General features: G+C 40.9%; 23 protein-coding genes and 1 other annotated feature. Of the genes, 4 read left to right on the plus strand and 19 right to left on the minus strand.

Features of this window, described 5'->3' with window-relative positions:
* Positions 1-164 precede the first annotated feature (164 nt).
* The gene (locus LQZ76_RS01060) at positions 165-1,565 is read right to left on the minus strand and encodes an amino acid permease (RefSeq protein WP_230097924.1); all 1,401 of its coding nucleotides are present in this window, start codon (positions 1,563-1,565) and stop codon (positions 165-167) included.
* Positions 1,566-1,634: 69 nt separating this feature from the next.
* Positions 1,635-1,863, minus strand: a binding site (T-box leader).
* A 154-nt stretch (positions 1,864-2,017) separates the two neighbouring features.
* Here LQZ76_RS01060 and LQZ76_RS01065 point away from each other — a divergent pair.
* Entirely contained in the window at positions 2,018-3,817 is a 1,800-nt protein-coding gene (locus LQZ76_RS01065) for an ABC transporter ATP-binding protein (RefSeq protein ID WP_230097925.1), read from the plus strand.
* Positions 3,818-3,977: 160 nt separating this feature from the next.
* Here LQZ76_RS01065 and LQZ76_RS01070 read toward each other — a convergent pair whose 3' ends face one another.
* The 6 genes from LQZ76_RS01070 to yjeM all read right to left on the minus strand — a co-directional run bounded on the left by LQZ76_RS01070 (position 3,978) and on the right by yjeM (position 12,182).
* Positions 3,978-6,479, minus strand: coding sequence for a Cna B-type domain-containing protein (locus tag LQZ76_RS01070; RefSeq protein WP_230097926.1), 2,502 nt, complete (start codon positions 6,477-6,479; stop codon positions 3,978-3,980).
* 171 nt (positions 6,480-6,650) lie between these two features.
* Positions 6,651-7,448 (minus strand): shikimate dehydrogenase, encoded by a 798-nt coding sequence (gene aroE / locus LQZ76_RS01075; RefSeq protein WP_230097927.1) that lies wholly within the window; start codon positions 7,446-7,448, stop codon positions 6,651-6,653.
* Positions 7,441-7,962 (minus strand): shikimate kinase, encoded by a 522-nt coding sequence (locus LQZ76_RS01080; RefSeq protein ID WP_230097928.1) that lies wholly within the window; start codon positions 7,960-7,962, stop codon positions 7,441-7,443. The genes aroE and LQZ76_RS01080 overlap by 8 nt, the downstream gene beginning before the upstream one ends.
* Positions 7,963-7,970: 8 nt before the next feature.
* Positions 7,971-9,269: a 3-phosphoshikimate 1-carboxyvinyltransferase gene (aroA, locus tag LQZ76_RS01085; protein WP_230097929.1), complete on the minus strand. Its 1,299-nt coding sequence runs from the start codon at positions 9,267-9,269 to the stop codon at positions 7,971-7,973.
* Positions 9,270-9,282: 13 nt separating this feature from the next.
* Positions 9,283-10,461 carry a chorismate synthase gene (aroC, locus tag LQZ76_RS01090; protein WP_230097930.1) on the minus strand — a complete coding sequence of 393 codons (1,179 nt, stop codon included), beginning with the start codon at positions 10,459-10,461 and terminating at the stop codon, positions 9,283-9,285.
* Positions 10,462-10,697: 236 nt separating this feature from the next.
* Positions 10,698-12,182, minus strand: a complete 1,485-nt coding sequence (gene yjeM / locus LQZ76_RS01095; RefSeq protein WP_230097931.1) for a glutamate/gamma-aminobutyrate family transporter YjeM — start codon at positions 12,180-12,182, stop codon at positions 10,698-10,700.
* A gap of 262 nt (positions 12,183-12,444) precedes the next feature.
* On the opposite strand from yjeM, the gene LQZ76_RS01100 reads away from it, so the two are divergent.
* Both LQZ76_RS01100 and LQZ76_RS01105 read left to right on the plus strand, forming a co-directional pair.
* The gene (locus LQZ76_RS01100; protein WP_230097932.1) at positions 12,445-13,110 is read left to right on the plus strand and encodes an MIP/aquaporin family protein; all 666 of its coding nucleotides are present in this window, start codon (positions 12,445-12,447) and stop codon (positions 13,108-13,110) included.
* Positions 13,111-13,425: 315 nt separating this feature from the next.
* Entirely contained in the window at positions 13,426-14,694 is a 1,269-nt protein-coding gene (locus LQZ76_RS01105) for an MFS transporter (protein WP_230097933.1), read from the plus strand.
* A 174-nt stretch (positions 14,695-14,868) separates the two neighbouring features.
* Here LQZ76_RS01105 and LQZ76_RS01110 read toward each other — a convergent pair whose 3' ends face one another.
* The 6 genes from LQZ76_RS01110 to LQZ76_RS01135 form a co-directional block, all read right to left on the minus strand.
* Positions 14,869-15,258, minus strand: coding sequence for a VOC family protein (locus tag LQZ76_RS01110; RefSeq protein ID WP_230097934.1), 390 nt, complete (start codon positions 15,256-15,258; stop codon positions 14,869-14,871).
* 78 nt (positions 15,259-15,336) lie between these two features.
* Positions 15,337-15,942 (minus strand): response regulator transcription factor, encoded by a 606-nt coding sequence (locus LQZ76_RS01115; RefSeq protein WP_230097935.1) that lies wholly within the window; start codon positions 15,940-15,942, stop codon positions 15,337-15,339.
* Positions 15,939-17,081, minus strand: coding sequence for a sensor histidine kinase (locus LQZ76_RS01120; RefSeq protein ID WP_230097936.1), 1,143 nt, complete (start codon positions 17,079-17,081; stop codon positions 15,939-15,941). Before LQZ76_RS01120 ends, LQZ76_RS01115 begins: the two co-directional genes overlap by 4 nt.
* A gap of 2 nt (positions 17,082-17,083) precedes the next feature.
* The gene (locus LQZ76_RS01125; protein WP_230097937.1) at positions 17,084-17,818 is read right to left on the minus strand and encodes an ABC transporter permease; all 735 of its coding nucleotides are present in this window, start codon (positions 17,816-17,818) and stop codon (positions 17,084-17,086) included.
* On the minus strand, positions 17,819-18,700 hold the full coding sequence (locus LQZ76_RS01130; protein WP_230097938.1) for an ABC transporter ATP-binding protein: 882 nt from the start codon (positions 18,698-18,700) through the stop codon (positions 17,819-17,821).
* Positions 18,701-18,867: 167 nt separating this feature from the next.
* The gene (locus LQZ76_RS01135; RefSeq protein ID WP_230097939.1) at positions 18,868-19,134 is read right to left on the minus strand and encodes a metal-sensitive transcriptional regulator; all 267 of its coding nucleotides are present in this window, start codon (positions 19,132-19,134) and stop codon (positions 18,868-18,870) included.
* Between the two features lie 145 nt (positions 19,135-19,279).
* Here LQZ76_RS01135 and LQZ76_RS01140 point away from each other — a divergent pair, with 145 nt between their 5' ends.
* Positions 19,280-19,582: a rhodanese-like domain-containing protein gene (locus LQZ76_RS01140; protein ID WP_230097940.1), complete on the plus strand. Its 303-nt coding sequence runs from the start codon at positions 19,280-19,282 to the stop codon at positions 19,580-19,582.
* Between the two features lie 67 nt (positions 19,583-19,649).
* Here the strand turns inward: LQZ76_RS01140 and LQZ76_RS01145 are convergent, their stop codons facing one another.
* From LQZ76_RS01145 to LQZ76_RS01170, 6 genes are all read right to left on the minus strand, one after another.
* Positions 19,650-20,048: a Rossmann-fold NAD(P)-binding domain-containing protein gene (locus LQZ76_RS01145; RefSeq protein WP_230097941.1), complete on the minus strand. Its 399-nt coding sequence runs from the start codon at positions 20,046-20,048 to the stop codon at positions 19,650-19,652.
* 80 nt (positions 20,049-20,128) lie between these two features.
* Entirely contained in the window at positions 20,129-20,647 is a 519-nt protein-coding gene (locus LQZ76_RS01150) for an NUDIX hydrolase (RefSeq protein ID WP_230097942.1), read from the minus strand.
* Between the two features lie 36 nt (positions 20,648-20,683).
* Positions 20,684-21,796 carry an o-succinylbenzoate synthase gene (menC, locus tag LQZ76_RS01155; RefSeq protein ID WP_230097943.1) on the minus strand — a complete coding sequence of 371 codons (1,113 nt, stop codon included), beginning with the start codon at positions 21,794-21,796 and terminating at the stop codon, positions 20,684-20,686.
* Positions 21,780-22,583: a 2-succinyl-6-hydroxy-2,4-cyclohexadiene-1-carboxylate synthase gene (gene menH, locus LQZ76_RS01160; RefSeq protein ID WP_230097944.1), complete on the minus strand. Its 804-nt coding sequence runs from the start codon at positions 22,581-22,583 to the stop codon at positions 21,780-21,782. The genes menC and menH overlap by 17 nt, the downstream gene beginning before the upstream one ends.
* Positions 22,576-24,261 carry a 2-succinyl-5-enolpyruvyl-6-hydroxy-3-cyclohexene-1-carboxylic-acid synthase gene (gene menD, locus LQZ76_RS01165; RefSeq protein ID WP_230097945.1) on the minus strand — a complete coding sequence of 562 codons (1,686 nt, stop codon included), beginning with the start codon at positions 24,259-24,261 and terminating at the stop codon, positions 22,576-22,578. The genes menH and menD overlap by 8 nt, the downstream gene beginning before the upstream one ends.
* A gap of 4 nt (positions 24,262-24,265) precedes the next feature.
* Positions 24,266-25,411 carry an isochorismate synthase gene (locus LQZ76_RS01170; RefSeq protein ID WP_230097946.1) on the minus strand — a complete coding sequence of 382 codons (1,146 nt, stop codon included), beginning with the start codon at positions 25,409-25,411 and terminating at the stop codon, positions 24,266-24,268.
* Positions 25,412-25,642: the final 231 nt, after the last annotated feature.

The raw sequence follows: 25,642 nt of genomic DNA on the forward strand, positions 1-25,642 counted from the left end.
TCGTTCATTTAGCATCAATCACTCCCATCAACGTGATCTTTCTGGAGATGCTAGCTGAATTACTTAATCCTACTCAACGTTTTGATTTATTAACCAAGAGTATACAAGGTAAATGCCAATTAGTAAACCAAAAAGATTATAAAATCATTATTTTTTGCATGATTCTAATTTTTACTCTCAGCAACCTTATTAACACGAGCATTTTTAATAAATTGGCGTAGCCCATAAATTACCGTTAAGGCAGCTAAGACAATTAACCCGACAATGACTGAAACTTTTGTTTCCGGATTAATTAACATGAAACCTAAAATCACTACTAACATAAATAGTGCAAAATAGTTTGTAAATGGGAAAAGTGGCATTTTAAATGGGTGTTGCTTTAATAAATCGGGATTTGACCGGCGGAATTTTAAGTCACTTAGCAAAATCACAAACCATGGTACCATCCCTGGTAACACACTTGAGCTATACACTACGACAAAAACATTCGTATTTGAGTGTAAAAATATGGGAGCTAATTCGTTTAAAACTAAACCAATAAGCATTCCCGTGGCCATTACGATAACCCCAATATATGGGACGTTAAAGCGCGAAACTTTGGTGAATTTTTTTGAGATTTCGTGATCCAAACCTAATGTGTAAAGCATCCGGCTAGAACTAAAAATCCCTGAATTACAACCTGACATCGCAGCCGTTAACATCACAAAGTTAATCAAACCCGCTGCAAAGGTAATCCCGACTTTAGCAAAAGTTTGCACAAATGGTGAGCCAATGGCACTCAATTGATTCCATGGATAAATGGTTACAATCACAAAAATTGCCCCAATGTAGAAAATCAAAATTCGAAACACAATTGAGTGAATTGATTTAACTACAGCTTCTTTTGGATTTTTAGCTTCCCCAGCGGTTAACCCTATAATTTCAATCCCTTGGTATGAACCAACAATAATTGATAATGCAAAGAAGAAACCTTTAAAGCCACCCGTGAAAAAGCCACCATGACTCCATAAATTACTAAAACCAACGGGGTGCCAGTGATTACCAAGACCTAAGAAAATAACTAACAACCCTAAAATAATCATCGCAATAATGGTGAAAACTTTGATTGAGGCAAACCAAAATTCCATTTCACCAAACGCTTTAACTGACACTAAGTTCGCGAGTGCTAAACTGACAATGACCACAATCCCGGCCGTCCAAGTTGGAAAATTAGGCCACCAATAATGTAAATAGGCCCCTACTGCGATGACTTCACTAATACTAACAACTAACCATTGGAAAATATTACTCCAAGCCGTTAAATACCCCGCCAACGGGTGAATGTATTCATTGGCATAATTTACAAATGAACCAGTCGTTGGGTTAACATATAGCATTTCACCCAACGCCCGCATGACTAAATACAGTAACATGCCGGCAAATGCATAGGCCAACAGGACTGATGGTCCTGTCCACTTGATGGTGGCTGCAGCACCCATAAATAAACCAACGCCGATTGTGCCACCCAGCGCAATCATTTGCATGTGTCGTGGTGATAAATCACGCTTTAACTTTTTTTCTGCCATAATATTGAACCCTCCTTTTCTGTGGATAACTTTTTTGTATCAAAAACAAAAAACACCCCTGGATATTTATCCAGGGGTGCAATTAGCACGGTACCACCCAATTTCACCGTTACACAAAAAACGAGTAACGATAACTCAACTATTAGGATAACGGCTAATAACTCCGACAGCGCTTTCTGTTACCATACTCCTGCTGTACTCATAGGTAGTGTTCACAATGGTTTCGCCGATCAATTTCCATTACCATGATCTCTCTGGTGACTATGCCAAAGTTACTCGTCCTAATCAACGTGTTTTTGATAAAGGAGAGTATACTAGTAATTATCAAAATAGTAAACTAAAAGATTTAAAATTTTTTTAATATTGCTGATAAATACCTATCATATCGGTATTTTAACTCTAAAATAATTATTTAGTTTCCTAAAATTTTATCCCATCAAGGAGGTTCTTGTATGCCCCAAGGTTCTGGCCGTATGAGCCCATCTGAAATAAAAGCACAGTTAAAAAATTCAGATACAACCATGCTCCAAATGCTTCAATTTGTTTTCAATAGTGTCTTAAAGCGTAAAAGCCTCTTGTTTTTAAATATTGGCTTGTTAATCGTGATTGCCGGCCTTAATTTTATTATTCCGCAATTCACCAAAAATATTATTGACCACGCCTTGGCCCAACATCGTATTAATGCGCTTTGGTTAGATGTTGGCGGTTTATTAATCACTACCATTATTTTAGGTTTACTATCATTTGCTTCAACTTACATGATGCAAATTTTATCACAACAATCGATCAAAGAACTCCGCCTCAAAACGTATACCAAAATTTTGAAGCAAGATTACGCCTTCTTTCAAAATTCAAAAACCGGTGACTTAATGGTCCGGCTGACAAGTGATATTAATAACCTACAATCCCTAATTTCGAGCGATAGTTTAGGGCTCGTTGGGAATACGTTTACGTTTATTGTCGTCCTCGTCTTTTTATATATTCAAAACTGGCGCTTGGCGTTATTAGTTAGCATTACCTTCCCAATTTTATTTATTACGATTCGTTTTTTCCGCGGACGGATTCGTGAAGCCTATAGTAAAGTTCGGTCAATGAACTCGCAAATTTCTAATCAATTGCAAGCGACTTTAACCGAAATTGAGTTGATTAAAAGTTATACGACCGAGCAAGCTGAAACCGAAGTTTTTGCGGATATCGTTGATAAAACCAATAGCTATACCCTTGAAGCGACCAAATGGCAAGCTATCTTCCAACCATTATTACTACTCATTAATACTAGTGGGACGGCTATTGTCTTAGCATTTGGAGGATATTTAGTTATTAAAGGCCAAATGACCATTGGGGATTTAGTCGCCTACTTAAGTTATGTCACCTTGCTCCAAAATCCGATTAATTCATTTTCACGATTAATCAATATTTTTCAAACCGCCCAAGTTTCTTATGACCGCATCCATGATGTGATGGAAGTTAATGCCGCGATTATTGAGCCTACTAACCCGGTTGCTTTTCCTGAACCATTAACAACCGGCATTACTTTTGATGACGTCAGTTTCCAATACGAACTCAAAACTGCCGATGCCCTCGAACATCTAACTTGCCAGATCCCAGCTGGAAAAACCACTGCCTTAGTTGGCCGTTCCGGTGCTGGTAAATCAACGTTAATCCGCTTGTTGATGCGTTTATATGATGCCACCGATGGTACGATTGCCTTTGATAATCAAGCCATCACTAGCATTGCGACGCACGATTTACGCCGCCATATCTCCCTTGTTAGTCAAGATGTGATTATTGTTGATGGCAGTATTGGTGACAACATTGCTTACGGGACGCCTGCTGCGACCACTGACATGCTTTGGCATGCCGCTAAGCAAGCTGACATCGCCGAATTCATTACTGGGCTACCTGATGGAATGGATACTGCCGTTGGTGAACGAGGGATTAAGTTATCTGGTGGCCAAAAGCAACGCCTTAGTATTGCGCGAGCGTTGCTAAAAGATGCCCCAATTGTCATCTTAGACGAAGCGACGGCGGCCTTAGATAATGAATCTGAAAAAACCATTCAACACGCTTTGGACAATTTAATGGTGGCCAAAACCGCAATTGTGATTGCCCACCGGTTAAGTACGGTGCACAACGCGGACCAAATTTTGGTCATGGATCACGGTAACATCGTTGAACGGGGTACGCACACGACCCTCTTGCAACAACCTGATGGGGTCTATCGTAAGTTATACGATGCTCAATTTGAGTGAAATGGGTTGTGACATAACTCTTTTCGAGTACTAAATTGTTGCCAAAAAGCGCTCCAGAAGTCCGATATATTCGAAAAATCCTCTACGAAGAATTTTCTTCATAGAGGATTTTTAGTGTATTTCTCGATATCGCCCGACTTATGTCACAGCTCTTTTATTTTTACTTGTTTTTACGTAAAAACCAGAACAAACCACTCACAATAACCAAGAGGCCAGCCCCGAGCACTACTAACCACGTTGCTTTTTGTTCATCTGTTTTAGGTAAGATTGTCCCATTAATAGGGCCCCCCGTTACCGGATTAACGACAACAAATGAATGCGTTTTTGGATCAATTATGCCCGGTTGATTGGTCGTTGGATCAATATATTCCGGTTGCCCATTCGTTGGATCGATAATTTGATTACCGTTAGCATCTTTATCAGGAATCAAATTATGGTCGTCATTAGGCGTAACTGGTTGATCATCGGGATTGGTTGGTTCAATATCAGGTATCACCGGTTCATCCTTTTTAGGAGTGTGCGTATTAGTAATCGTGAAACTACCATCCGCATTTTTAACCACTTCACTCGTGTAACCAGCAACCGCATTTTCAGTTACCGTATAATCAATCGGTTGACCATTGTGATATTTATCCAAATCGCTAAAAGTTGCTTGCCAATTTGTTGCGGCAGTTACTTTTTGACTAGCGATAATTTTACCTTCAACTACTAAATTAACCGTAATTGCTTGTGGGCGACTACCATCTTGATTATCTTCATCATGCCAATCTTTAATCACTTTTATCTCAGTTAATTCCGTTTTGTAACTATTTGTAATAATAATAGTATTGTTATTGTTTAAAACACCATCTTTTTCAACATAGCCTTGTGGCACTGTGACTTCTTTAGCTGAATAATTGATTAATTTACCATCACTGTATTTTGGTAAGTTTTGCCAACTTCCCTTCCAGTTATTAGCTGCTGAGAGCGTAATTGGGGCCCCAATTTTTTCAGTACCATCGTAAAGTTGGACACTAATTTCTTGTGGGCGGGTCCCATCTTGATTACCATTATCATGCCATGATTTAACAACATTAATCGTTGTTAGCGCAGCGGTGTGATTGTTAGTAATCATATAACCGTTCGTCGCATCGCCCGTAATAACTGAAGCATATCCAGTAGGCACATTGACTTCTTTAACGGTATACGTATTCGTATCCCCAGCTGATTTTTCAGGTAATTGATCCCACGTAAATGACCAATTATTAGCAGCATTTAAGGTTGCTGGTTTGTTTTGGGCTTGCCCATTCCGGTAAAGTTGGACTTGAATACTGCTTGGCCGAGTCCCATCTTGATTATTTTGGTCATTCCATGCTTTGGTGACTGAAATACTTGTTTGACCAGGCGTGTACGTATTAGCAAAATTGATTGACGTTCCTTCATTACCTAAAATTGTTTTGGAAGAATAATTTGGCACACTATCTTCCGTTACAGTGTAAACAATTAATTTCTTATTTGCATCGTATTTAGGTAAATCGGTAAATGAGTAAAACCACGTATTAAACGTGTAGGCAGTTTCTGCCGTCACTTGTTTGGTCGCAATTTGTTTACCATTGGCTAATAAGTTAACCGTAATTGATTGCGGCCGGACGTTATCAGCATTATACGTGTCATCCCAAATTTTGGCTCCCCGGACGAATGTGGTCGTTTCACTGTTACCACCACCACCATTTTTAGGTGTTTGCACATCACGATCAACTTCTTGAATATTTTCACCAGTTAACGCCCCCGCATTTTCATACGTTGCCGAAGCCCCATTATCGGTCGCGGTAGTTGTGTAGTAAATTACCGCAGTTTTTGAAAAATCACCAAAATTAATATGGAATTTTTGATCACTATCGGTCACGATACTACTTGTAGGTACATTACTATCAACCGTATAGTTAGCTTGACCAGGGTCGTGGTTTAAGAATTTTGCGGATACTGAACTTGGATTAAACTTTTGGTTAGGGCCAACCGTATCTGTGTAAACCCCATTTTTAATATCTTGTTGGGCAAAGTTAATCCGTACCGTCCAGTGAATTGTGGTCGGATCAGCAGGATCGACGTACCCACTTTTGGCTAAAACTTCTGCTGCATTCGGCCCACTACTTGGCTTAATGGTCGCTGATGACTTACCACCCTTCCCCCAATCCAGTGGGACGACGGTATTATCTTTAACTTTAGAAGCATCCCATTTAACAAAGACATTAAAGTTCCCGGTAATCCCAGTCTGGGCTTCGTCGGCCGCTTCTTGCGTAAAAGTAATCACTAGTTTGCCAGTTGTTGGATCAGCAATGGCATTCCCAATCGTTTTACCTGATGCATCGACAATTGGAAAGGCGACATTACTGGTCGCATGTAGTTCGGTTGGGATTGGCACCGTCATTGTGTCGCCAGCCTTAATAGCCGTTCCCTTTGGAATGTTAAAACTCCAGTTAGCTTGCATATTTTCATTAATAAAGAAGCTATCTTTGGTATTCCCGTTTTGATCTTCTAACTCAGCTTTAGTAATGAATTGGTCCCCCCAATCAGTACCGCCGGCTGCACTAACCGAAGTTTGGGTTAATGTCGTTAGTGGAATTACTAAAAATGATCCTAGTAATACCAATAAATTAAAAAATGTTATTGCACGTTTAGTCATTGGCAGTTCCCTCCTGTACTTTGCTCAATTAACTTAAGTTCTAAAAAAATTAATATTCCTATTAATTAGGTCAAATATAACATAATTCATCTCACTTTATTTTTTATTTATTTCAAAATCAATAAAAAAAGCTCGGCGATATCAACACACCGAACTTTTTTATAATCAAACCTATAACGCCGCTTGCATGGCTGTAATATCAGCTGCTTGTTGCTGCCAAATTGTAAAACTAAGCGCCCCTTGCATCACCAACATTGGCAAGCCCCCCATCGTCGCATGCTGTGTGGCGCTAGCGTACGTCAAAAATTGGGTTTGTCCATGTTTGTATACTAAATCAATGACTAATGCGCTAGGTTTTAGCCCGGTAAAGTCAGCCAAGGTTAGCACACTGACATTATCATGCAAGCCAACACTAGTAGCATTAATCAAGATATCAATCTCCGCCAATTGGGCTGGCAAAGTTGTTAATGGCTGTAATTCAAGTTTAAATAATGCTTGTAAACTAGCTTGATGCTCACCAAAACTTGCACTCTCACGGTTAAACACACATACGTCAACATTGGCTGGCGCTGCCCCAATTATGGCTTTTGCCGCCCCACCGGCCCCAATTACGGCCACCTTACTACCAACTGGAATTTGCGGTAAACTATCCCAAAAACCAGCCCCATCGGTTGAATAGCCAATTAATTTACCAGCAACATTCTTAACCGTATTGACCGCTTGAATCGTTGCTGCCGATGCATCAAGTTCATCTAGCAATGGGATAATGGCTTGCTTAAATGGCGTCGTGACATTAAAGCCCGCCACGTTATTTGTCCGTAAACGCGTTATAATTTGCGCAAGTTCTTCACCCGGTTCATTTAGTAACGTATACGTTGCCGAGATGCCCGCTTGTTTCAGCGCGGCGGTTTGCATTTGCGGTGATTTTGAATGATTAATGGGATCGCCAATTAAACCATATTTATCCATGAATGGGTTCCTCGTCAAGTTTGCTAATAATTTGCGCGACAATCGCTGCCGGGATTAAGCCGTTAGTGTTAATCGTTAAATTGGCCACGCTTTGATAATGGGCTTGCCGCGTTTGCCATAATTCATGTAAGCCATGCGCGGTTAACTTGGTCATTAATGGCCGCGGGTGGCTATCACCTTTTAAGCGCCCGATATTAACGGCAAAATCACTCGCTAAATACACAACGTAAAAATCACTCGTTTGCATGATTTCTCGACTCGTTGGTAACGTTAAGACCCCACCACCACTACTAATGACGGCTTGGGGTTGTTGTAATTGCGTTTTTAAAATTTGTTGTTCGACTTGGCGGAATTGAGCTTCCGAAAATTGGTGCATATACGCTCCCGGCGTGTATCCAGTCACCGTATTAAATTCCGCATCCAAATCAATAAATGGTTGCGCTAAGGTATTGGCTAACAATTGACCAACTGTCGTTTTACCGACCCCCATAAAGCCAACTAATATAATTTGCATTGTTACTCCTATGCTTGTTGCGTTAAATGTTCTAAATCTTCAAAAAATGTTGGATAAGAGATCACAACACTCTCTGGATCAACTAAGTTAACTTCGCCAGCCGTAATTAAAGCCGCAATACTTAACATCATCGCAATCCGGTGATCACCATGGCCATCAACCGTCGTCGGTGCCGCTACCGCTAAATTAGTTGGGCCATTAATGATAAAACCATCATAAGTGGCAGTAATATCAGCACCCAGTTTTTTTAATTCCGTCGTGACCGTCGTAATGCGGTTCGTTTCTTTGACCGCTAATTCTTGGGCGCCACTAATAATTGTTTGTCCGTTGGCTTGGGTTGCGGCTAACGCAATAATTGGTAATTCATCAATCATCGTTGGGACATCAGCTGCGGTAATTTTTACGGGCTGCAAGCTTGGTTGGGCCATAATTTCTAGATTCGCCATGGGCTCGGCGGCGGCAATCGTTTGCTGCTTAATTGTCGCGCCCATTTGGTTTAAAACCTTTAAAATACCGGCCCGGGTCTGATTTACATTAACTTTTGTTAGTTTTATAACACTTTTTGGGACAATTGTACCCGCCACTAACCAAAAAGCAGCTGCGGATATATCAGCTGGGACTTCAATTTCAGTCGCTTGAAGTTTTTGACCGTCGGGAATAGTGAATGTGTTATCCACTTGTTCAAGGGTCACCCCAAAGGCGGGTAACATCTGCTCGGTATGATCACGGGTGCCAAAATCATCAGTAATTGTCGTTGCCACCCCAGCGACTAGCCCGGCTAACAGGACCGTATTTTTGACTTGAGCTGAGCCAAGCGGCAACGTGAATTTAATTGGTTGGGCTTGAATACCACGGCTAATTGTTAATGGTAAATGACCATCGACACTTTGAATTTCGGCACCTAAATTCGTTAATGGCGTAATAATCCGTTGCATCGGCCGCGTTGATAAACTAGCATCCCCGGTCATTGTCACCGGTAAATCTAACCCGGCAAACACCCCGGCTAGCAAGCGCGTCGACGTACCTGAATTTCCCATATCCAAAACTAAATTTTCGGGACGTGCAAAATTAGCCATCCCGGGACTATCAACCACAATTGTGCCAGCTGCTTGAACCGTAAATTTAACGCCTAATGATCGTAAAGCATTCATTGTGCTCGTGATATCAGCTGACGCTAGTGGTTGCTTAATATATGTCTGCCCTTGAGCTAATGAACCTAAAATTAACGCACGGTGCGTAATACTTTTATCACTTGGTCCACGTAAGGAACCACTTAACCCATTTACGGCGTGCCTTAATTTTTGCATGCTTGTATTTCTCCTAAAAGTTTTTGATTTCAGCCCGATAAGCTGTTAATTGTTCTTGTAACCGCGCCAAATTGTCCGTATCAAATTTATCTAAAATGGCCTTAGCTAATTCAATCGCTACCATATGTTCGGCAATTACTGCCGCGGCCGTGACCGCTGTTGTATCAGAACGTTCAATACTGGCTTTATGTTCCGTGTGCGTATCAATATCAACGGAGCGCATTGGCCGATATAACGTTGGAATTGGTTTAACAACACCGCGGACAACAATCATTTCACCAGTGGTCATCCCACCTTCAAAGCCACCCATATTATCAGTAGCCCGGTAAAATCCTTGTTCTTCACTCCATAAAATTTCATCCATTACTTGGCTACCGAATAATTGCACATGATCAAAAGCTTCCCCAAAATCAACAGCTTTAAAAGCATTGATGCCAACAATTGCGCGGGCGATTTTAGCATCTAACTTCGTATCAGCACTAACATATGATCCCAATCCTGCTGGAACACCGGTCGCTAAGACTTGGACCATCCCTCCAACCGTGTCACGATTACGTTTGGTCTCATCAATCAAAGCTTGCATTTTGGCATCCGTTTTGGCATCTAGGGCCCGGGTTGCAAAACTTTCAGTTACTTGGCGCACTTCATCCAATGATTGATATTGAGTTAACACTTGAGCATCCCCTTTAACCGGGCCGACACTTAAAACAAAGCCATGAACATCAATCCCTAATTCCCGTAATAATTTTTTAGCAACCGCCCCAACGGCAACACGCATTACCGTTTCACGTGCTGATGACCGTTCTAAAACATTACGTAAATCGGCTTGGTGGCGATACTTCATTCCCCCAATTAAATCGGCATGCCCCGGCCGTGGTCGTAACACTTTACGTAGCGTATTTTCAGGTGTAGCTGGTTCATCTGGAGCCATAATAGCCGTCCAGTTATTATGATCATCATTATGTACATTCAGCGTAATTGGCGAACCTAATGTCATTTGGTGGCGAATCCCTGACATGAAGGTCACTGTATCAAATTCAATTAATTGCCGGCCCCCACGCCCATAAGCATGTTGGCGGCGTGCCAATTCCTGATTCACCTCTGCACTAGTAATCGGTAAGCCTGCTGGAATTCCTTCAATAATCGCAATTTCTTCTGGTCCGTGACTTTCACCCGCCGTTGTATATCGCATAATGTTCTCCTTAATCCGTGTCTCTTTGGTTACTAATTATAACAAATTGTGAAACTTATTTGGCAGCCCGCTAGTTAGATATTAGTAATAATTATTATTACCGATATCTGTTAGCCAAAACGTGCTCTGCGGGTCAGCCATCTAGGCGTATACAAAAAAATTCCCTGGTGCGTTGCACCAAGGAATTTTTTCTAGTACGCTACGATGTCTAACCGACCCGCAGAGCACTCTTTATTTTATAACTTACCATGCTTCTTCTCAGCAATTTCAAACATAATCCAAGCCATCAATCCAAAGACGATTGGGCCAGCTAATGTCCAAATACCACTGAAGTAGTCATGTTGTTGGAATGGTTGAATAATTGTTAAACCAATTGAAACCACAATCAAAGCATCAGTAATGATTGTAACAATCCAAGTTGAAGCGTGTGATTTATAGAAAACAAATGGACGTTCAATATCCTTTAATTTCTTGAAGAATGGGAAAGCTAATACCAAGAATACATATGGAAGTGATGATGCCACATTACCCATGTTAGTTAACACAAGGTAAAGTTGTGCAGCATTTTTACCACCAAATGAAATTAAAAGTACAAGGACCGCAACGATGATTGCTTGTGCCCAAACGGCTGCAGCTGGCACACCGTGCTTGTTTAATTCAGTAATCTTCTTAGGCCATACTTTAGCAGGTGTTCCCAAGATAAATGACTTCAATGGCGCAAACGTCAAGACGAAGAATGAACCCATGTAAGCCAAGAACATTGAAATACCAGCAAAACGAGCAAAGAAGTTACCCATCGTTACCATACCACCGTGTGATAATCCAAGTACGCTACCAAATTGGTAACCCAAGTTGTTCATCAAGACATACACGATGTTACCCAAGTTAGCCGCTTTATCGTGACTTAAGTCAGTCCAGTTAGTAGTGGCACCCCATAAAAGAATTGAAAGAGCGTAACCAATCCCGATAATAGCTGTGGCAAAGATAGTTGCCTTAGGATAGTTCTTTTCAGCGTGCTCAACATCATCAATGATCCCACCCATTTGTTCCAATCCAGCATACGCAAAGATGGCGTAAAGGGCAAAGGCAATCATTTCTGGCACGGTGTTAAAGCCAGGCGCCGTTGATACGATAAATGATTTAGCATGAATTGGTTCGGCGAAGTGGCCACCGTGTGCAAAGACAACGATTAATGAAATCACTAATAAGATTCCGTTCAAGGCCATAACAGCGGTACCACCAACCGCAGAAATGCGTGAAATTGATTTAACCCCGTTTGTAACAAAGAATGCTACTACAAGGACAAACAAGACCGCTAAGATTCCGATTGTTTTACCACTACCAAGACCGAAAAGTGACCATGAACCAGTTGTATCATGACCAGAAATCAAAGTTGCTAATGGAATCCACACTTTTTGTGAGATTGTAATCATCCAGATAATCCAAGATGCCAACCCAATAAAAGTAACGATAAATGAAACTTTTTTACCCAATGAACGTTCCATCCATGAATAAATACCACCCTTAGCCTCTTTCAATGCTGAACCATATTCGGCATACATCATTGAAGTTGGTAAGAAGAATAAGATCGCACCCAAGATATACCAAATAATTGAAGCATATCCCATTTGTTCAAATGCAATTGGACCATTGGCAAAACCAAAGATCGTCGTAAACATCATCAACACAAGGGCACCTAAACCAATACGTTTTTTGTCCATATGTTTATTTACTCCTTAACATACATATATAATTGTGAAAAACAATATGATAATATTACTCTTTTTTCTAACCTAACGTAAACACAAACCATTAAATAGCCTTAATTCGTGGCTATTTATATCAAAAATTTAATCATTGTTAACATTTAATGTTAGTTGCATTTGTATTTTCTAATGAAAAAGGACAAATGCACAATCTTTATCGATTTATGGTAAAATTAAAAACGCAATCATAAAATATATTATTCTAGGGAGAATTAACATGCGCAAATATTTCGCAGAATTTATGGGTACATTTATGCTCGTCTTTATTGGTACGAGTGTCGTTACAATCGGTAACACTACTGCTACGCCAGTTGGACCATTAGGTATTGGGATGGCATTTGGTTTAGTAATTACTATCATGGCCATTACTGTTGGTGGTATTTCAGGTGGTCACTTTAACCCCGCTGTTACTTTAGCAATGGTGATTAACCGTCGTCTTGATATGCGTGAAGGTTTATTCTACGTTGTCTCACAATTCATCGGTGGGATTGTTGGTGCCGGTGTCGTTTCATTATTAGTTCGTGCCATGCACTTACCTGTTCACATGCTTGGTCAAACTGATTTCCCAAAAATTACAAGTATCGATGCTTTCTTCGTTGAAACATTAGCAACTTTCATTTTTGTCTTCGTTATCGTAACAGTTACTAGCCAACGTTTTGGTAACCCTCAATTGGCACCATTTGCCATTGGTCTTACGCTTGCTATTCTTATCATGGCAACCCTTAACTTAACTGGCGCTTCATTGAACCCAGCCCGTAGTTTTGGTCCTGCTATCTTAGCCGGTGGTTCAGCTTTATCACACTACTGGGTATACTTAGTTGCGCCATTACTTGGTGGTGCAATTGCCTCATTTGTTGGTATTTTAATGGGTGCTGAAAAATAATTTTAAAAAGACTGAATTTTTCAGTCTTTTTTTGTGAGAGCATGACAGCAGTCGGGTAATATCGAGAAATATACTAAATAACCGTCTTGAAGAATTATCTTCGTGGCGGTTATTTTTGTATTTGGAGGATATCGGACTACTGGGAAGCGTTTTGATAGAACGTGCCAGTAACCGGGTGCTTTAAAAATAAATTTTCGCTAACACTTAAAAATTATTGTTGCTATTTAATTTTGATTATGCAAAAATGATACGAATATCGTTTTGACACGAAAAAATAACTAATGCCCGTGAGCATTCATTTTGGAGGATAGTATTTTGCATAATCAAACACCAGACCACACGTTAACAACTAACCAGAAATGGACAATTGCATCAACATCAGCTGGGTTCGCCTTAGAAAACATGGATGTCATGTTCCTATCGTTTGCCTTATCATCAATTATTGCGAGCTTACATATTAATGGCGCGCAAGCTGGTTTGATTGCAACTGTTACCAATCTCGGGATGTTAGCGGGTGGTATTTTATTTGGTCTTATCGGGGATCGCTTTGGTCGCGTTAAAACCTTTACGTATACTGTCTTCATCTTCGCCTTTGCAACGGCGGCCATGTACTTCGCTGACAACATTCAACTCGTCTACTTATTCCGCTTTATTGCCGGAATCGGAGCCGGTGGTGAATATGGAGTTGGGATTACTTTAATTGCTGAAAGTTTTGCCCACCACAAGATTGGTAAAATGACTTCAATTGCCGCTGTGGGTGGTCAAATTGGGGCGGTCCTTGCTGCGATTGCCGCCGCCTTCATTATTCCAGCATTTGGTTGGAATGCCTTGTTCTTAGTTGGTTTAGTGCCGGTAATCTTAACTTACTTTATCCGTCGCAACTTACACGAAAGTGATGATTTTGTAGCTACCCATGCTAAGGTTGCTAATCACACTGCTAAGCAACCCATTAACATCGCTAGTTTATTCAACACCCCTGGCGTGGCTTTACAAACAGTTGGTTTAATGATTATGGTTGTAGTCCAAATTGCGGGTTACTTTGGTTTAATGAACTGGTTACCAACCATTATGCAACACAAACTACACTTAACCGTTGCTGGTTCATCAGTTTGGATGATCGCCACAATTGTTGGGATGAGTATTGGGATGTTAGTCTTTGGTAACATCTTAGACTTCTTTGGTCCTCGGCGGGCCTTTGGAATTTTCTTAATCGGTTCAGCCGTTTCAGTCTTTGCCATTACTTTAGCTAACAATGAACCAACAATGTTAATTGCTGGTGCCATCCTAGGTTTCTTCTCAAACGGTATGTTTGGTGGTTACGGTGCTGTTATCAGCCGCCTTTACCCAACTGAAATTCGCGCGACTGCTAACAATGTGATTGTTAATACTGGTCGCGCAATTGGTGGTTTCTCATCATTGGTTATTGGAATCTTGATGGATCACTACACATTGCCAGTTGTCATGGGCTGTCTTTCAGCAATGTACATCCTCAGCTTTGTCGTAATGCTTTCAATTCCTGGCTTACGTAAATTAAGCGCCCACCACGAAGTTGCCCCTAAAGCAACCACAGTTGAAGCAAACTAATTAAAAAACGAGAGCGTGCCAGAAGTCTTTTCTAGTCGTAATTTGCTGCTAGAACGTGTTCCAAAAGGCAGATACTAGTATAAAATACAAAAATCCTGACGGAATTCTTTGAATTCAGTCAGGATTTTCTATTTTTACACCGTATCTAAACGCCGTTTGTCACACTCCCTTTAATTACACAATTTCACACACTTCAATAACTTCACGGTTTGGACCATAAAATTTAAAAATACGTGTCCCATTATCCCAAAAAGTCGGAATATCTTGAATACCTGGTTTAACAAATTCTAAGTTCATGGCAACGGCCGCTTCATAGGCCCCTTCAATGTCATTAGTATCCATACAGAAATGATTAATGGCCCCGTCTGCCGCGACAACTTCACCACCATCCCACGCTTCAATCGTTAAATGGCCAAATTGCAAGAAGGCAAAATGTTTAGGTCCATTTTCAAAGCGACCTAAAACTTTAAACCCTAATTGTTCATAAAACGCAATTGTCGCTGCTAAATCATTAGTTGGAATCCCAATATGTTGAAAATCCGTCATGAAATCTTTTAATGCCATCGTCACTATCTCATTTCTTTTTTTTCTATAGTATACAACTATCCCACCGTTCGAATGGCTATATTTTACTTAAGTTTGCTATAGCCACTTATTGGTCTGCGCGATTTGAACTGCTTCAATTCGCGAATGGGCGCCTAGCTTACTCAAAACCGCCGAGATATAATTGCGGACGGTCCCATTTGACAAGTGTAATTCATCCGCGATGGCTTGGGTATCTTGGGCCGCTTGCAGTAATTTTAAGACACTAATTTCCCGTTCCGTTAACGGATTTTGTGTTGCCTGATACATACCAATCACCAATTGTGGTTCATATATAATTTGGCCTTCCAAGACTTGATGAATCGTGGCAATTAACTTATCACTTGGGCTATCTTTGAGTAAATACCCATTAACTTTGGCTGCTAATGCTTGTTCAAAATACGCCGGTTGGGCAAAGGTTGTTAAAATCACAACTTTCATATCGGGGCGGGCGTGCCGTAATTGATCGGCGATGGCTAAGCCGCTAATCCCCGGTAATTCAATATCTAAAATTGCAACATCCACCGCCGCCGTCAACAGTTCATTTAAGGCCGTCGTGCCACTAAGTGCACTACCAACAACTTGTAAATCTTCCTCTAAATTAAGAATGGTAATCAACGCCGATTGCAGCATTGCTTGATCTTCAGCTAAGTATAGTTTTATCATCTAAAATTCTCCATCGGTAACTGACATATTATCGTCGTTACATATTTATCTGAGGTAATCGTTAACTGGCCCGCAGCTTGTGCAACACGTTCATACATTCCTTTAATGCCATTGCTTTGAGTGGTATTATCAACAATTTCACTACCATTATCACTAATTTTTAGTTCAAAACTATCTTCCAAGTTAGTAAAGTACATATCAACTTTACTAGCCTTACTATGCCGAATAATATTTGTAACGGCTTCTTTGATAATCGCCCCAAATAATACTTGTTGTTTCCGCGGCCAATCCGTACTAACTGCTTCCGTATGCGTTTGGCATTTAATCCCCACTTGTTGGAGATTTGCAACCTGTTCTACCAATACTTCGGCAATATTTTTTTGTTTTAACTCCCGCACAATATTCCGCACTAATTGTAAATTTTCGCGTGACATTTGTTCAATTTCAACTAATTGTGCTTGCGTCGCCGCGGTTTGTTCTTTAGCTAATAATTTACTAGCTAATTCCGTTTTAACGGTAATCATTGAAAATGATTGTCCCAGCGTATCATGAAGTTCACGCGCAATCCGATTTTGTTCAGAGCGTTTAACGATATCAGTTAAACGGGCATTATTTTGTTCCAAATACTTACCCTTTTCCCAACTGTTACGCGCCGAATTGGCTGCCAACGGGGCTACTAACATGAACATACTAAGAAAGAGCAGCCATGGAATATCACCGTTCGTAAACCCAGTATGCTGCCTGCTAACTTGCCAACCAATGCCGATAAATTCTAATCCCAAAGCGCCGTAATAAATACTAAATAGTACTCGGCGTTGCGGTTTAGTTACCGGGATTGAGCCAATAATGAAGGCCGAAAATAAAATCATGCCATAAACGTTGTACGCAAATTGAAAATAAAGCGTAAGCAGCATTTGGCTTACTAACATTGTCTTCATCATGCCTGTATGCTGATATAACTTTCGATAACTTAAATAAAAGCCCCCCAACAATAGCCAGCCGAACCAACGTAACGATAGTGGTGCCGGTGAAGTTAATAAGGCACTAATTGGAAAAATCAACGCTAACAAATAGAAATATGGTGCTGCGCCTTCAGCGCTATCAAATAAAATATAGCGCGTGAGTACTTTTTTTAGCATACTTATTTACCAAGTTTTCTTTTTTCGATTATACCTAATCCTATCATAAAAATAATAAACCAGCCGCCTAATTTAAGACCACTATTTAAAATGGCTCCGTGTTGCGTTAAAACTTTAATGATGACATCATTCATTAAATATTGTGGTGTTAATTTACCAATCCCTTGCACCCACGTTGGTAACATATTAAGCGGCCACCACAATCCTGAAATAATCGCTAACGGAAAGACTAACAAATTACCAACCGCATCAATATTTTTAGACTTCACTATTAAGCCAATGATTGCCCCGGCTAATAAAATTGGTATTTGTACTAAAATCACGGCGATTAATGTCAAGCAAATTTGCCCAAAGGTGATATTAATATGATTCACACCAATTGCCAGTAGCAAAATTAATAGCGCTGCGGTTAAATTCATAATCGTGGTCAATAATCCTAGTGAAATGAAATAACTTTTTCTACTTGCTGGCATCAACGTTAGTAATTGTTGAAAGTTATTTGTTTGATCTTCATTAAGTAACCGGGCTAATGAAAAAAATGCCGTAATGCTAATACTGTACACCAACATACTAATCGCATAGGTTTGCAAAAATTCTGCTGGCGCCTGTTTTAGGAGTATTTTTGTGAATAATAAATAAAAAATGGCCGGCATTAATAAATTAAAAAACACAAAACTCTTATTCCGTAGATAGTCACGTTTAAAATCAAACGTAAACTGATTTATTAAGACATTCATTTATTTTTCCTCCAACATATTCGTCATAATTTCCGTTAAAGATGTCGCTTTAATTTGTAAACCTGTGAATGCGGGTAATTGTTCAGCATACGTTTGTAACCACTCATCACTATTAGTAACTTCGACTTTATAATGGTTACCAAGCTGATACCAGTTTAGAATATTTTGATCAGTATTAAATGCGGTACCTAATTGTTGCGCACTTTCAAAATCAATCACCGTTTTATTAATTTGCTGTTGGAGTTCAATTAGCGTGCCATCAAAGGTCAATTGACCGTGCTTTAAAATCAGCAGCCGATTGACCGTATCCGCAATTTCATCTAAATAATGACTCGTCACAATAATGGTTGTCCCCGCTTGTTGGAGTTGCCGCACATAATCCCAAAAGCGTTTCCGATTTAAAACATCCATCCCCACGGTTGGTTCATCTAATAATAATAGTTGTGGCTGGCCAATAATTGCTAATCCAAATGATAAGCGCCGTAACTGGCCACCAGATAATTCAGTGATATATTGATTTTTTTGCGCAGCTAAATCCGTGATTTTTAAAACTTCATTCACGGCTAGTGGGTGTTGATATAAGGCATGCGCCCATTGCAAAATATCATTAACTTTCACATTGCGGATCACCATATCAGTTTGTTGCATCACCCCGACAAGTTGTCGTAATTTAGGTGTCCCTAGTTGGCTATCAAAAATATTAATTTGCCCACTAGTGACGTGCTCTAAACCTAATAATTGCTTAATTAACGTACTCTTACCGGCACCATTTTCACCAATTAACCCGACTAACTCACCTGGCTGAATCGTTATTGAAATATCTTTATTTGCGACTAAAGTTGCATACTTTTTAGTCACATGTTGTAGTTCAATTACCGCCATCTTAATCACCTCACATATTTGATACCTTTAGTTTAGCGTTACCAACTTAGCAAAAATAGAACCAGGTAACACTCCTTTAGATGACATTTGTCACACTCTATCCCCCCAAGGGTATGAAAAAAGAGGTGCATAAGTTAATTACGCACCTCTTTAAAGTTGATATAACACTATTTTTTGACAATCATATCAATTGCTTTTTGCAAAATAGCAGCTTGTTCTGTACTATCATCTACTGGATTAGCTAAACAATTTTGCAAGTTTTCCGCCATAATTAAGCCCATTGTTCGATCAATACTTGAACGGACTGCACTTAGTTGCGTGATAATATCCACACAATCATGCTCTTCAGTAATCATGTTTTGAATCCCACGAATTTGGCCTTCAGCACGTTTTAAGCGGTTTAAAATCGCTTTTTTATCATTCAATGCGTCCATTATGTTCTCCCGTACTTCTTTAGCTTTATCAAAATAATATACCAAATTTAACCTAACTTGCCAACTTTACCCGTTAACTAATTTGTTGACAATTAGCGGATTAATCGGTAATATACCCCCTAAAGGTATTTGAAAGGAAACCATTATGTCAAACGAAATTAACCACATCTCAACTGATGAACTTGCTACTAAACTTAACGACAACATCACCTTAATTGATGTTCGTGAACCTGCCGAATTTGCGGCCGGTCATATTGCCCAAGCGGTTAACGTCCCCCTTAGCACGCTTGCTAGCTATGAAGGTAATAAAGATGAAGAATTATATGTCTTCTGTCGTTCTGGTAATCGTAGTCAACAAGCGGCCAATACGTTGGCGGCAATGGGATACCAACCAACTAATGTTGATGGTGGGATTCTTAACTGGCACGGTGAAGTGGTTAGTGATTAACTAACTACCAATATACAATAAATAACCCCTTGAAGCCGCGGTTTCAAGGGGTTATTTTTATATATCATTAGGCGTAAATTTCATTCATTGGTTCGCCCGTCGTACGAATTGCTTTAAAATTAGCAAAACTAATCGCAATTTTATCAGTATTATCAGCATCCCGGTCACTGACTGGAATGCGTGAAATTACTTGATTCAATTCATCGGCGGCTTCAAAATCAAAAAAGTCACAATCAGTTGTCCGTGTAAAGACGTATTTAATCCCCCATGCGGCTAATTGTGTTAACATTTCACGATCAACCGGGCCATTATCTGCTAATAGCACGGCATTATTGCCTTGGGCCATCATCAAATTTTGGGCCGTTAATGGTTCTGCTACCAATTTTAAGGCATAACCATCGGTATTCAAGGCTTTAAATGCCGCTGTTTCATTAGGTAAAACACTATAACAAATTATTTTAAACATCTCTTTAAACTCCAACTTAATCTCTTTTGTGACGTTTTTAACATCCCCTATCTTATCACGCTCACAGGTGAATGCAACTGCTAGCCTAACTCCGTTTGCATTTGCCATGCTAATTGCACTTCATGTTCATACTTAATTCCACCCACGGGCGCTAATTGCTTTTGGGCTTGGCTTAAGTTAAAGAACCCGACTTGAGCGACCTCTTCTGTTTGGATTGTCACATCCGACAGCTCAAAATCAAGGTGTGCGACAAACCAATATTCAATCCATGTGGGAGCTATTTGATGATCAAATAACTGCAATTGTTCCTGCGTTACCGTTAACCCTAACTCCTCGTGAACTTCCCGTACCATAGCGGCCAAGGGTGTTTCACCAGCTAGCACTGACCCACCGACTGAGCAATCCCACGCACCAGGATAATTTAATTTATCAAAAGACCGCTGTTGTAAGAGCACTTCACCGGCTTGATTAAATAAAAAAATATTAGCAACTAAATGATATTCACCTGTTCTTAACGTTTCACTCCGTTGGCGTTGGCCAATTTTGTGTTCAGCTTGATCGTAAATATCCCACCATTCTTCCAGTTTATCTGCTGGCATGCATTTCCTCCATGCTTGTTTCACATGAAACAATGCTTAATTATATTCTTTTTGATCCACTAATAATTGTGTCACTGCCGACCAATCAATCGTAACTCCTAACCCTGGTTGTGTTGGGACTGGTAAGTTACCCGCAATAATTTGGGGGTGTTCCATAATGATATCTCGTTCAAAATAGCGTTCACTTGCCGAACTATCACTTGGGAAAACATTGGCATTGGGTAAGGTTGCTAGGGCTAAATCCGCGGCGCGACCAACGCCTGAACTAAGCATGCCACCAATCCATGGTAAAATGGCCGCCGTGTTAGCCAACGTAATTGCCTTGGCGGTAGCGGTAATCCCCCCTAACTTACCTTGTTTAAGCGTTAATGCCCCCACTGGCCCAGTGATAGCTGTTTTGACATCCACTAGATTATTCAAACTTTCATCTAAACTAATTTTTAACTGTGGTAACTGTTTTTGTAATGCAAAATGGGCTGCCCATGCATCGGCACCAAATGGTTGTTCCAGTAAATAGAAGCCCATTTGACCCAAAGCTTGAATCTTGGCCATATCTCTTGGTGTCCAACTGGCATTGGCATCCGCTGAAAATAATATTGTCGGATGGGCGGCAACAATTTGCTGCAACCATGCCAGTGGTGTCGTTGGATTAAGCTTTAATTTAATCCGTTGATAACCTTGTGCGACCGCGGCGGCAACGTCCGTTTGTAATTGCCGTTCACTATCAGCCACACCTAAAGCGATGCCGACTTTAACCGTGGCACCCCGACCACCTAACATTGTGGCTAATGATTGCTGATTTAATTTACCAAAGCCATCCCAAATAGCCATCTCAAACGCAGCTTTAGCAAATGACCACGGCGTTTGTGGCGCTAACCAGCTTGCAAATGCTTGGGGGTCATCAATAGTTAACCCGATACTGGCTGGAATTAACTGGGCCAAAGTAGCCAATGAAATTGCATGGGTTTCTGCGGTATAGGCCGCATCAGCAAATGATGCCACTTCCCCAAAACCTTCAATCCCATTTGTAAAAGTAATTTTTAGCAAACTAAGTGGCCGCTGCCATGTCACATCATGGGCCGTTTTAAAAGGCGTCTTCAGTTGCATTGCTAATTGATAGACCGTAACTTGTTTAATCGTTAAGGGCATTTAATGCCTCCGTAAATTTTATTGGAGCTTCAAAGTGAATATTGTGCCCAACCCCATCAATAATTTTTAACTGGGCTTGCGGGATTGCCGCCAATAACTTGGTTGCCAATCCTTGAAATTTAAGATCACGTTGCCCAACCAATAAACTCACCGGCACTGCTAATTGCGCTAAGGCAGGCCAATAATTAGGTTGCGCCCCCGTACCCATATAGCGTAATGAATTAGCGACATTCTTAGCTTGATGATTAACCCGTTGTTGATGCATAAACGTTTGTTGGACTTTGGGGAGTAATTTTTGACTCGCAAACATCGGTAAAGCCTCCCACGCTTGTACAAAAGCTTCCATCCCATGAGCTTCAATCCGTTCCGCTTTTTGATTATCCGCAACTTGGCGAGCTGCTCGATCCACGGCATCCGCTATTCCCGCCGTCGCCCCTTCTAAAATTAACTGGGCAACTAATTCTGGATATGCTAAAGCAAACCCTAATGCTAAGCGCCCCCCCATTGAATAACCAACTAAGTTAACGGGGGGGAATGCTAATGCTTTAAATAACGCCGCCAAGCTTTGCGTTTGGTGTTTCATGTGAAACAAAGTCCCATCTGAAACCACTGGTGCATCCGGACCAAAGCCAAATAAATTAAGATATACGCACGTTCCGTGAGGTTGAATCTGGGCAAAATCCGCCCCCGTCCCCATAAAGCCGTGTAAAAAGACCCACGTTGGCGCCCCACTTCCTATCAGCGTTACTTCATATGGATAGCCATCAACGATTACTTGTTTAATCATTAAAAGCCGCCTTAATTTGATCAATTAACTGACGGTGGTCACCCACATTTTTATCACGATCACTCTTAATTTCAACAATTTTAAGTTTATCAGCGGGTACACTAACCGTTTGTGCTAATTGTTCTTTACTCGTAATTTGAACATATTCGGCATCGTATAAGGCCGCAATCTTTTCAATTGATAAGTTCAATGGTGTTCCAAACATTGGTTCAAAATAATCTTTAGCCGCAGCTTGTGGTAAGAATGAGAAAATCCCCCCACCATTATTATTGACGACCATAATCGTCATTGGCCGGCCCGTTTGTTGAGCTAACATCAAACCATTCATATCATGGAAGAGGGTTAAATCCCCTGTCAATAAGTATGCTGGATTGCCACTCATCGCCATCCCAAAAGCACTTGAAACAGTCCCGTCAATTCCATTAGCCCCACGATTAGCAAAGGCCCGCACTGGATTACGCGGCACAAAATAATTATCCATATCCCGAATTGGCATCGAATTAGCAATAAAAATTTCCGCTCCATATGGTAAGGCTTGCAAGGCCACTGGTAGGGTTGCTTCACTAAATTCAGCCTGGGCCACTGTGTTATTTAACGTTGCTTTGACTTGTAACCAAGCATTACCAAATGGATTTTCATCCGGACGATCACCTAACGTTTGCATCGCTTCAAGTAACGTTTCTTCATCACAGTTCAAAGTTAATTTAGCATAGCGCGTGTAGTCATGCCCGACCGCTTCTTCACCAACTTGGACTAAGGTTACGTTATTTTGTTTTAACCAACCACTCACCCGGGCTGAAACTGGGGTGCCACCAAAACGAAAGACGACATCTGGCACTAAATCTTCGCTAATTACATCAGCTTCAAGTAAGGCATCAATTCCGTTAATGGCCCACTTATTTGGCCGGACACTACTCAAAACATCCGCTAAAACGGGGACTTTTAATAAGTCTGCTAAATCACGCATCAAGACCGCTTTAGTATCCATGCGCCCTTCAGTTGGTCCCGCCAATAACATCACTTTCCCCGTTTTCATCAACGTTACAAATTCTTCGACGTTATTAGCTCTAGGTGTGCGGGCACTTGCCAAAATATTATGCTTAGTAACGTTTGGCCATGCTTCACCCAAATCAGGCATCAATGGTTTCCGCAATGGCAAGTTAATTTGTACTACCCCAGCTGGAGCTGTAGCGGCAATATTAACTAATTGTTGGACGTGGTAATCAATATATTCCGTGACATTGGTCCCATCATCTTGCAACGTAATTTGCGCAAAGTCTTTGGCATGGGTGCCATACATTTTAACTTGATCAATCGTTTGAGCAGCGCCAATATTTTGTAATTCTTGTGGCCGATCGGTGGTTAACACAATCAATGGTACATGGGCAATCTTGGCTTCCGCCACCGCTGGAAAGTAGTTCGCCGTCGCCGTCCCTGATGTTGCTAATAAAACGACGGGCCATGATTTTGTCTTGGCTAGCCCAAGGGCAAAGAAACCCGCTGAGCGTTCATCAACGTCAATCGTAATGCGAATATTGGCATCGTTGTGGGCCAATTCAGCCAATAATAAAGCGATTGGGGTCGTTCGTGAACCAGGTGACACGACAAAATCGCGGACCCCTTGGGCGACTAAGGCCATCAATAAGTGTTTAATGTTATTTGTTAAGGTTGCGTTCATAATTTTATCCTTTCAGTAAGTTCATCATTGGCAGCATTTTTAAACCTGTTTCAGCAAATTCTTGGGTAGCATCGGAATCGGCTAAGATACCGGCACCAGCAAATAAATGAGCCGTCTGGTGGTTAATTAACATCGCCCGAATACCGACGACAAATTCACCATCCCCATTTGGTAAAACCACCCCAATCGGAGCGGCAAATAAACCACGGGGGGCCAACTCAAGTTGTTTAATCGTCGCCATCGCCCATGCCAGTGGCTTACCGCCTAAAGCTGGCGTTGGATGGAGCCGCGTTACCAAATCAAGAATATTAACGGCGGCCGTTAATTGACCGTTAATCGGCGTGTACAAGTGTTGGACTTGGGGATTTTTCATAATTGTGGGCTTTGTTGGCACGTTTAAAGTAACTAAATCCGCTAAGCGTTCCTTAATCGTATTAACCACATACGCATGTTCCAAGCGATTTTTGGCATCGTTGAATAATTCATCCGCTAATTGTTGATCCTCAACCTCATCTGCACTGCGGCGAATGGTCCCAGCTACCCCCGCTGTTGAAAAAGCGGCGGCCTTAACTTGGACTAGGCGTTCTGGCGTGGCGGAAACAAATAGCTCCCCGGCATGTTTTAACACAAAGTGATAACTATTTGGTTGTTGGGTATTTAAATCCTGTAATAATTGCGCTTCGTTAACCGTGGTTGTTAACTGCAATTGCCGTTGCCGACCAAGGACAACTTTTTGCTTGGTAACATCCGTTTGCATCGTCGTAATGGCATGCTCAATGCGTTCAACCCAGGTCGTATCATCATGCTGACTCGCAATTGCCGCTTGATTAGCATGCGTAATAGTCGGCCAACTTGCCATCGGCTGCCCCCAGGTTTTAGCTTGATTAACTTCATACACAACCGCTGGCGCGACAAAGTAACCGGCCATGATGCTCGTGGTCGTGACTTGTTTATCAAATGGTAATCCACCAAATACGGGTTGCTTTTGCTCACGCAACCACGCTTTAACTACACTGGCATCGCCACTATTTAACGCTGCTTCAACGCCAAAACCAAAATATACCTGCTGTTTATCCGCACTCGCAAAATAAACCGCATCATCGGCTTGGGCAAATTGTGCATATAGTTGTTGTTTTGTTGGAAAACTCATTACATCTCTTCTTTCTTTTCTACAAGGTTCTCATTCCTATATTATCCTTCATTTTTTAGTTTAATTCTAGTGATGTTAATAATCGTTAATGAAACCAATTTCGTATTACTCGTTTACACCAAATAAACAGTATTTTGTGAATTAAAAAGCATAATTTTAATAATTACAGCTAGTCGATCATCAACGCGGTTTCATAATAAAAATCGCCTTAAAAAATAAATTTATTTTCGC

The sequence above is a fragment of the Periweissella ghanensis genome (assembly GCF_918814755.1).
Taxonomy (GTDB): domain Bacteria; phylum Bacillota; class Bacilli; order Lactobacillales; family Lactobacillaceae; genus Periweissella; species Periweissella ghanensis.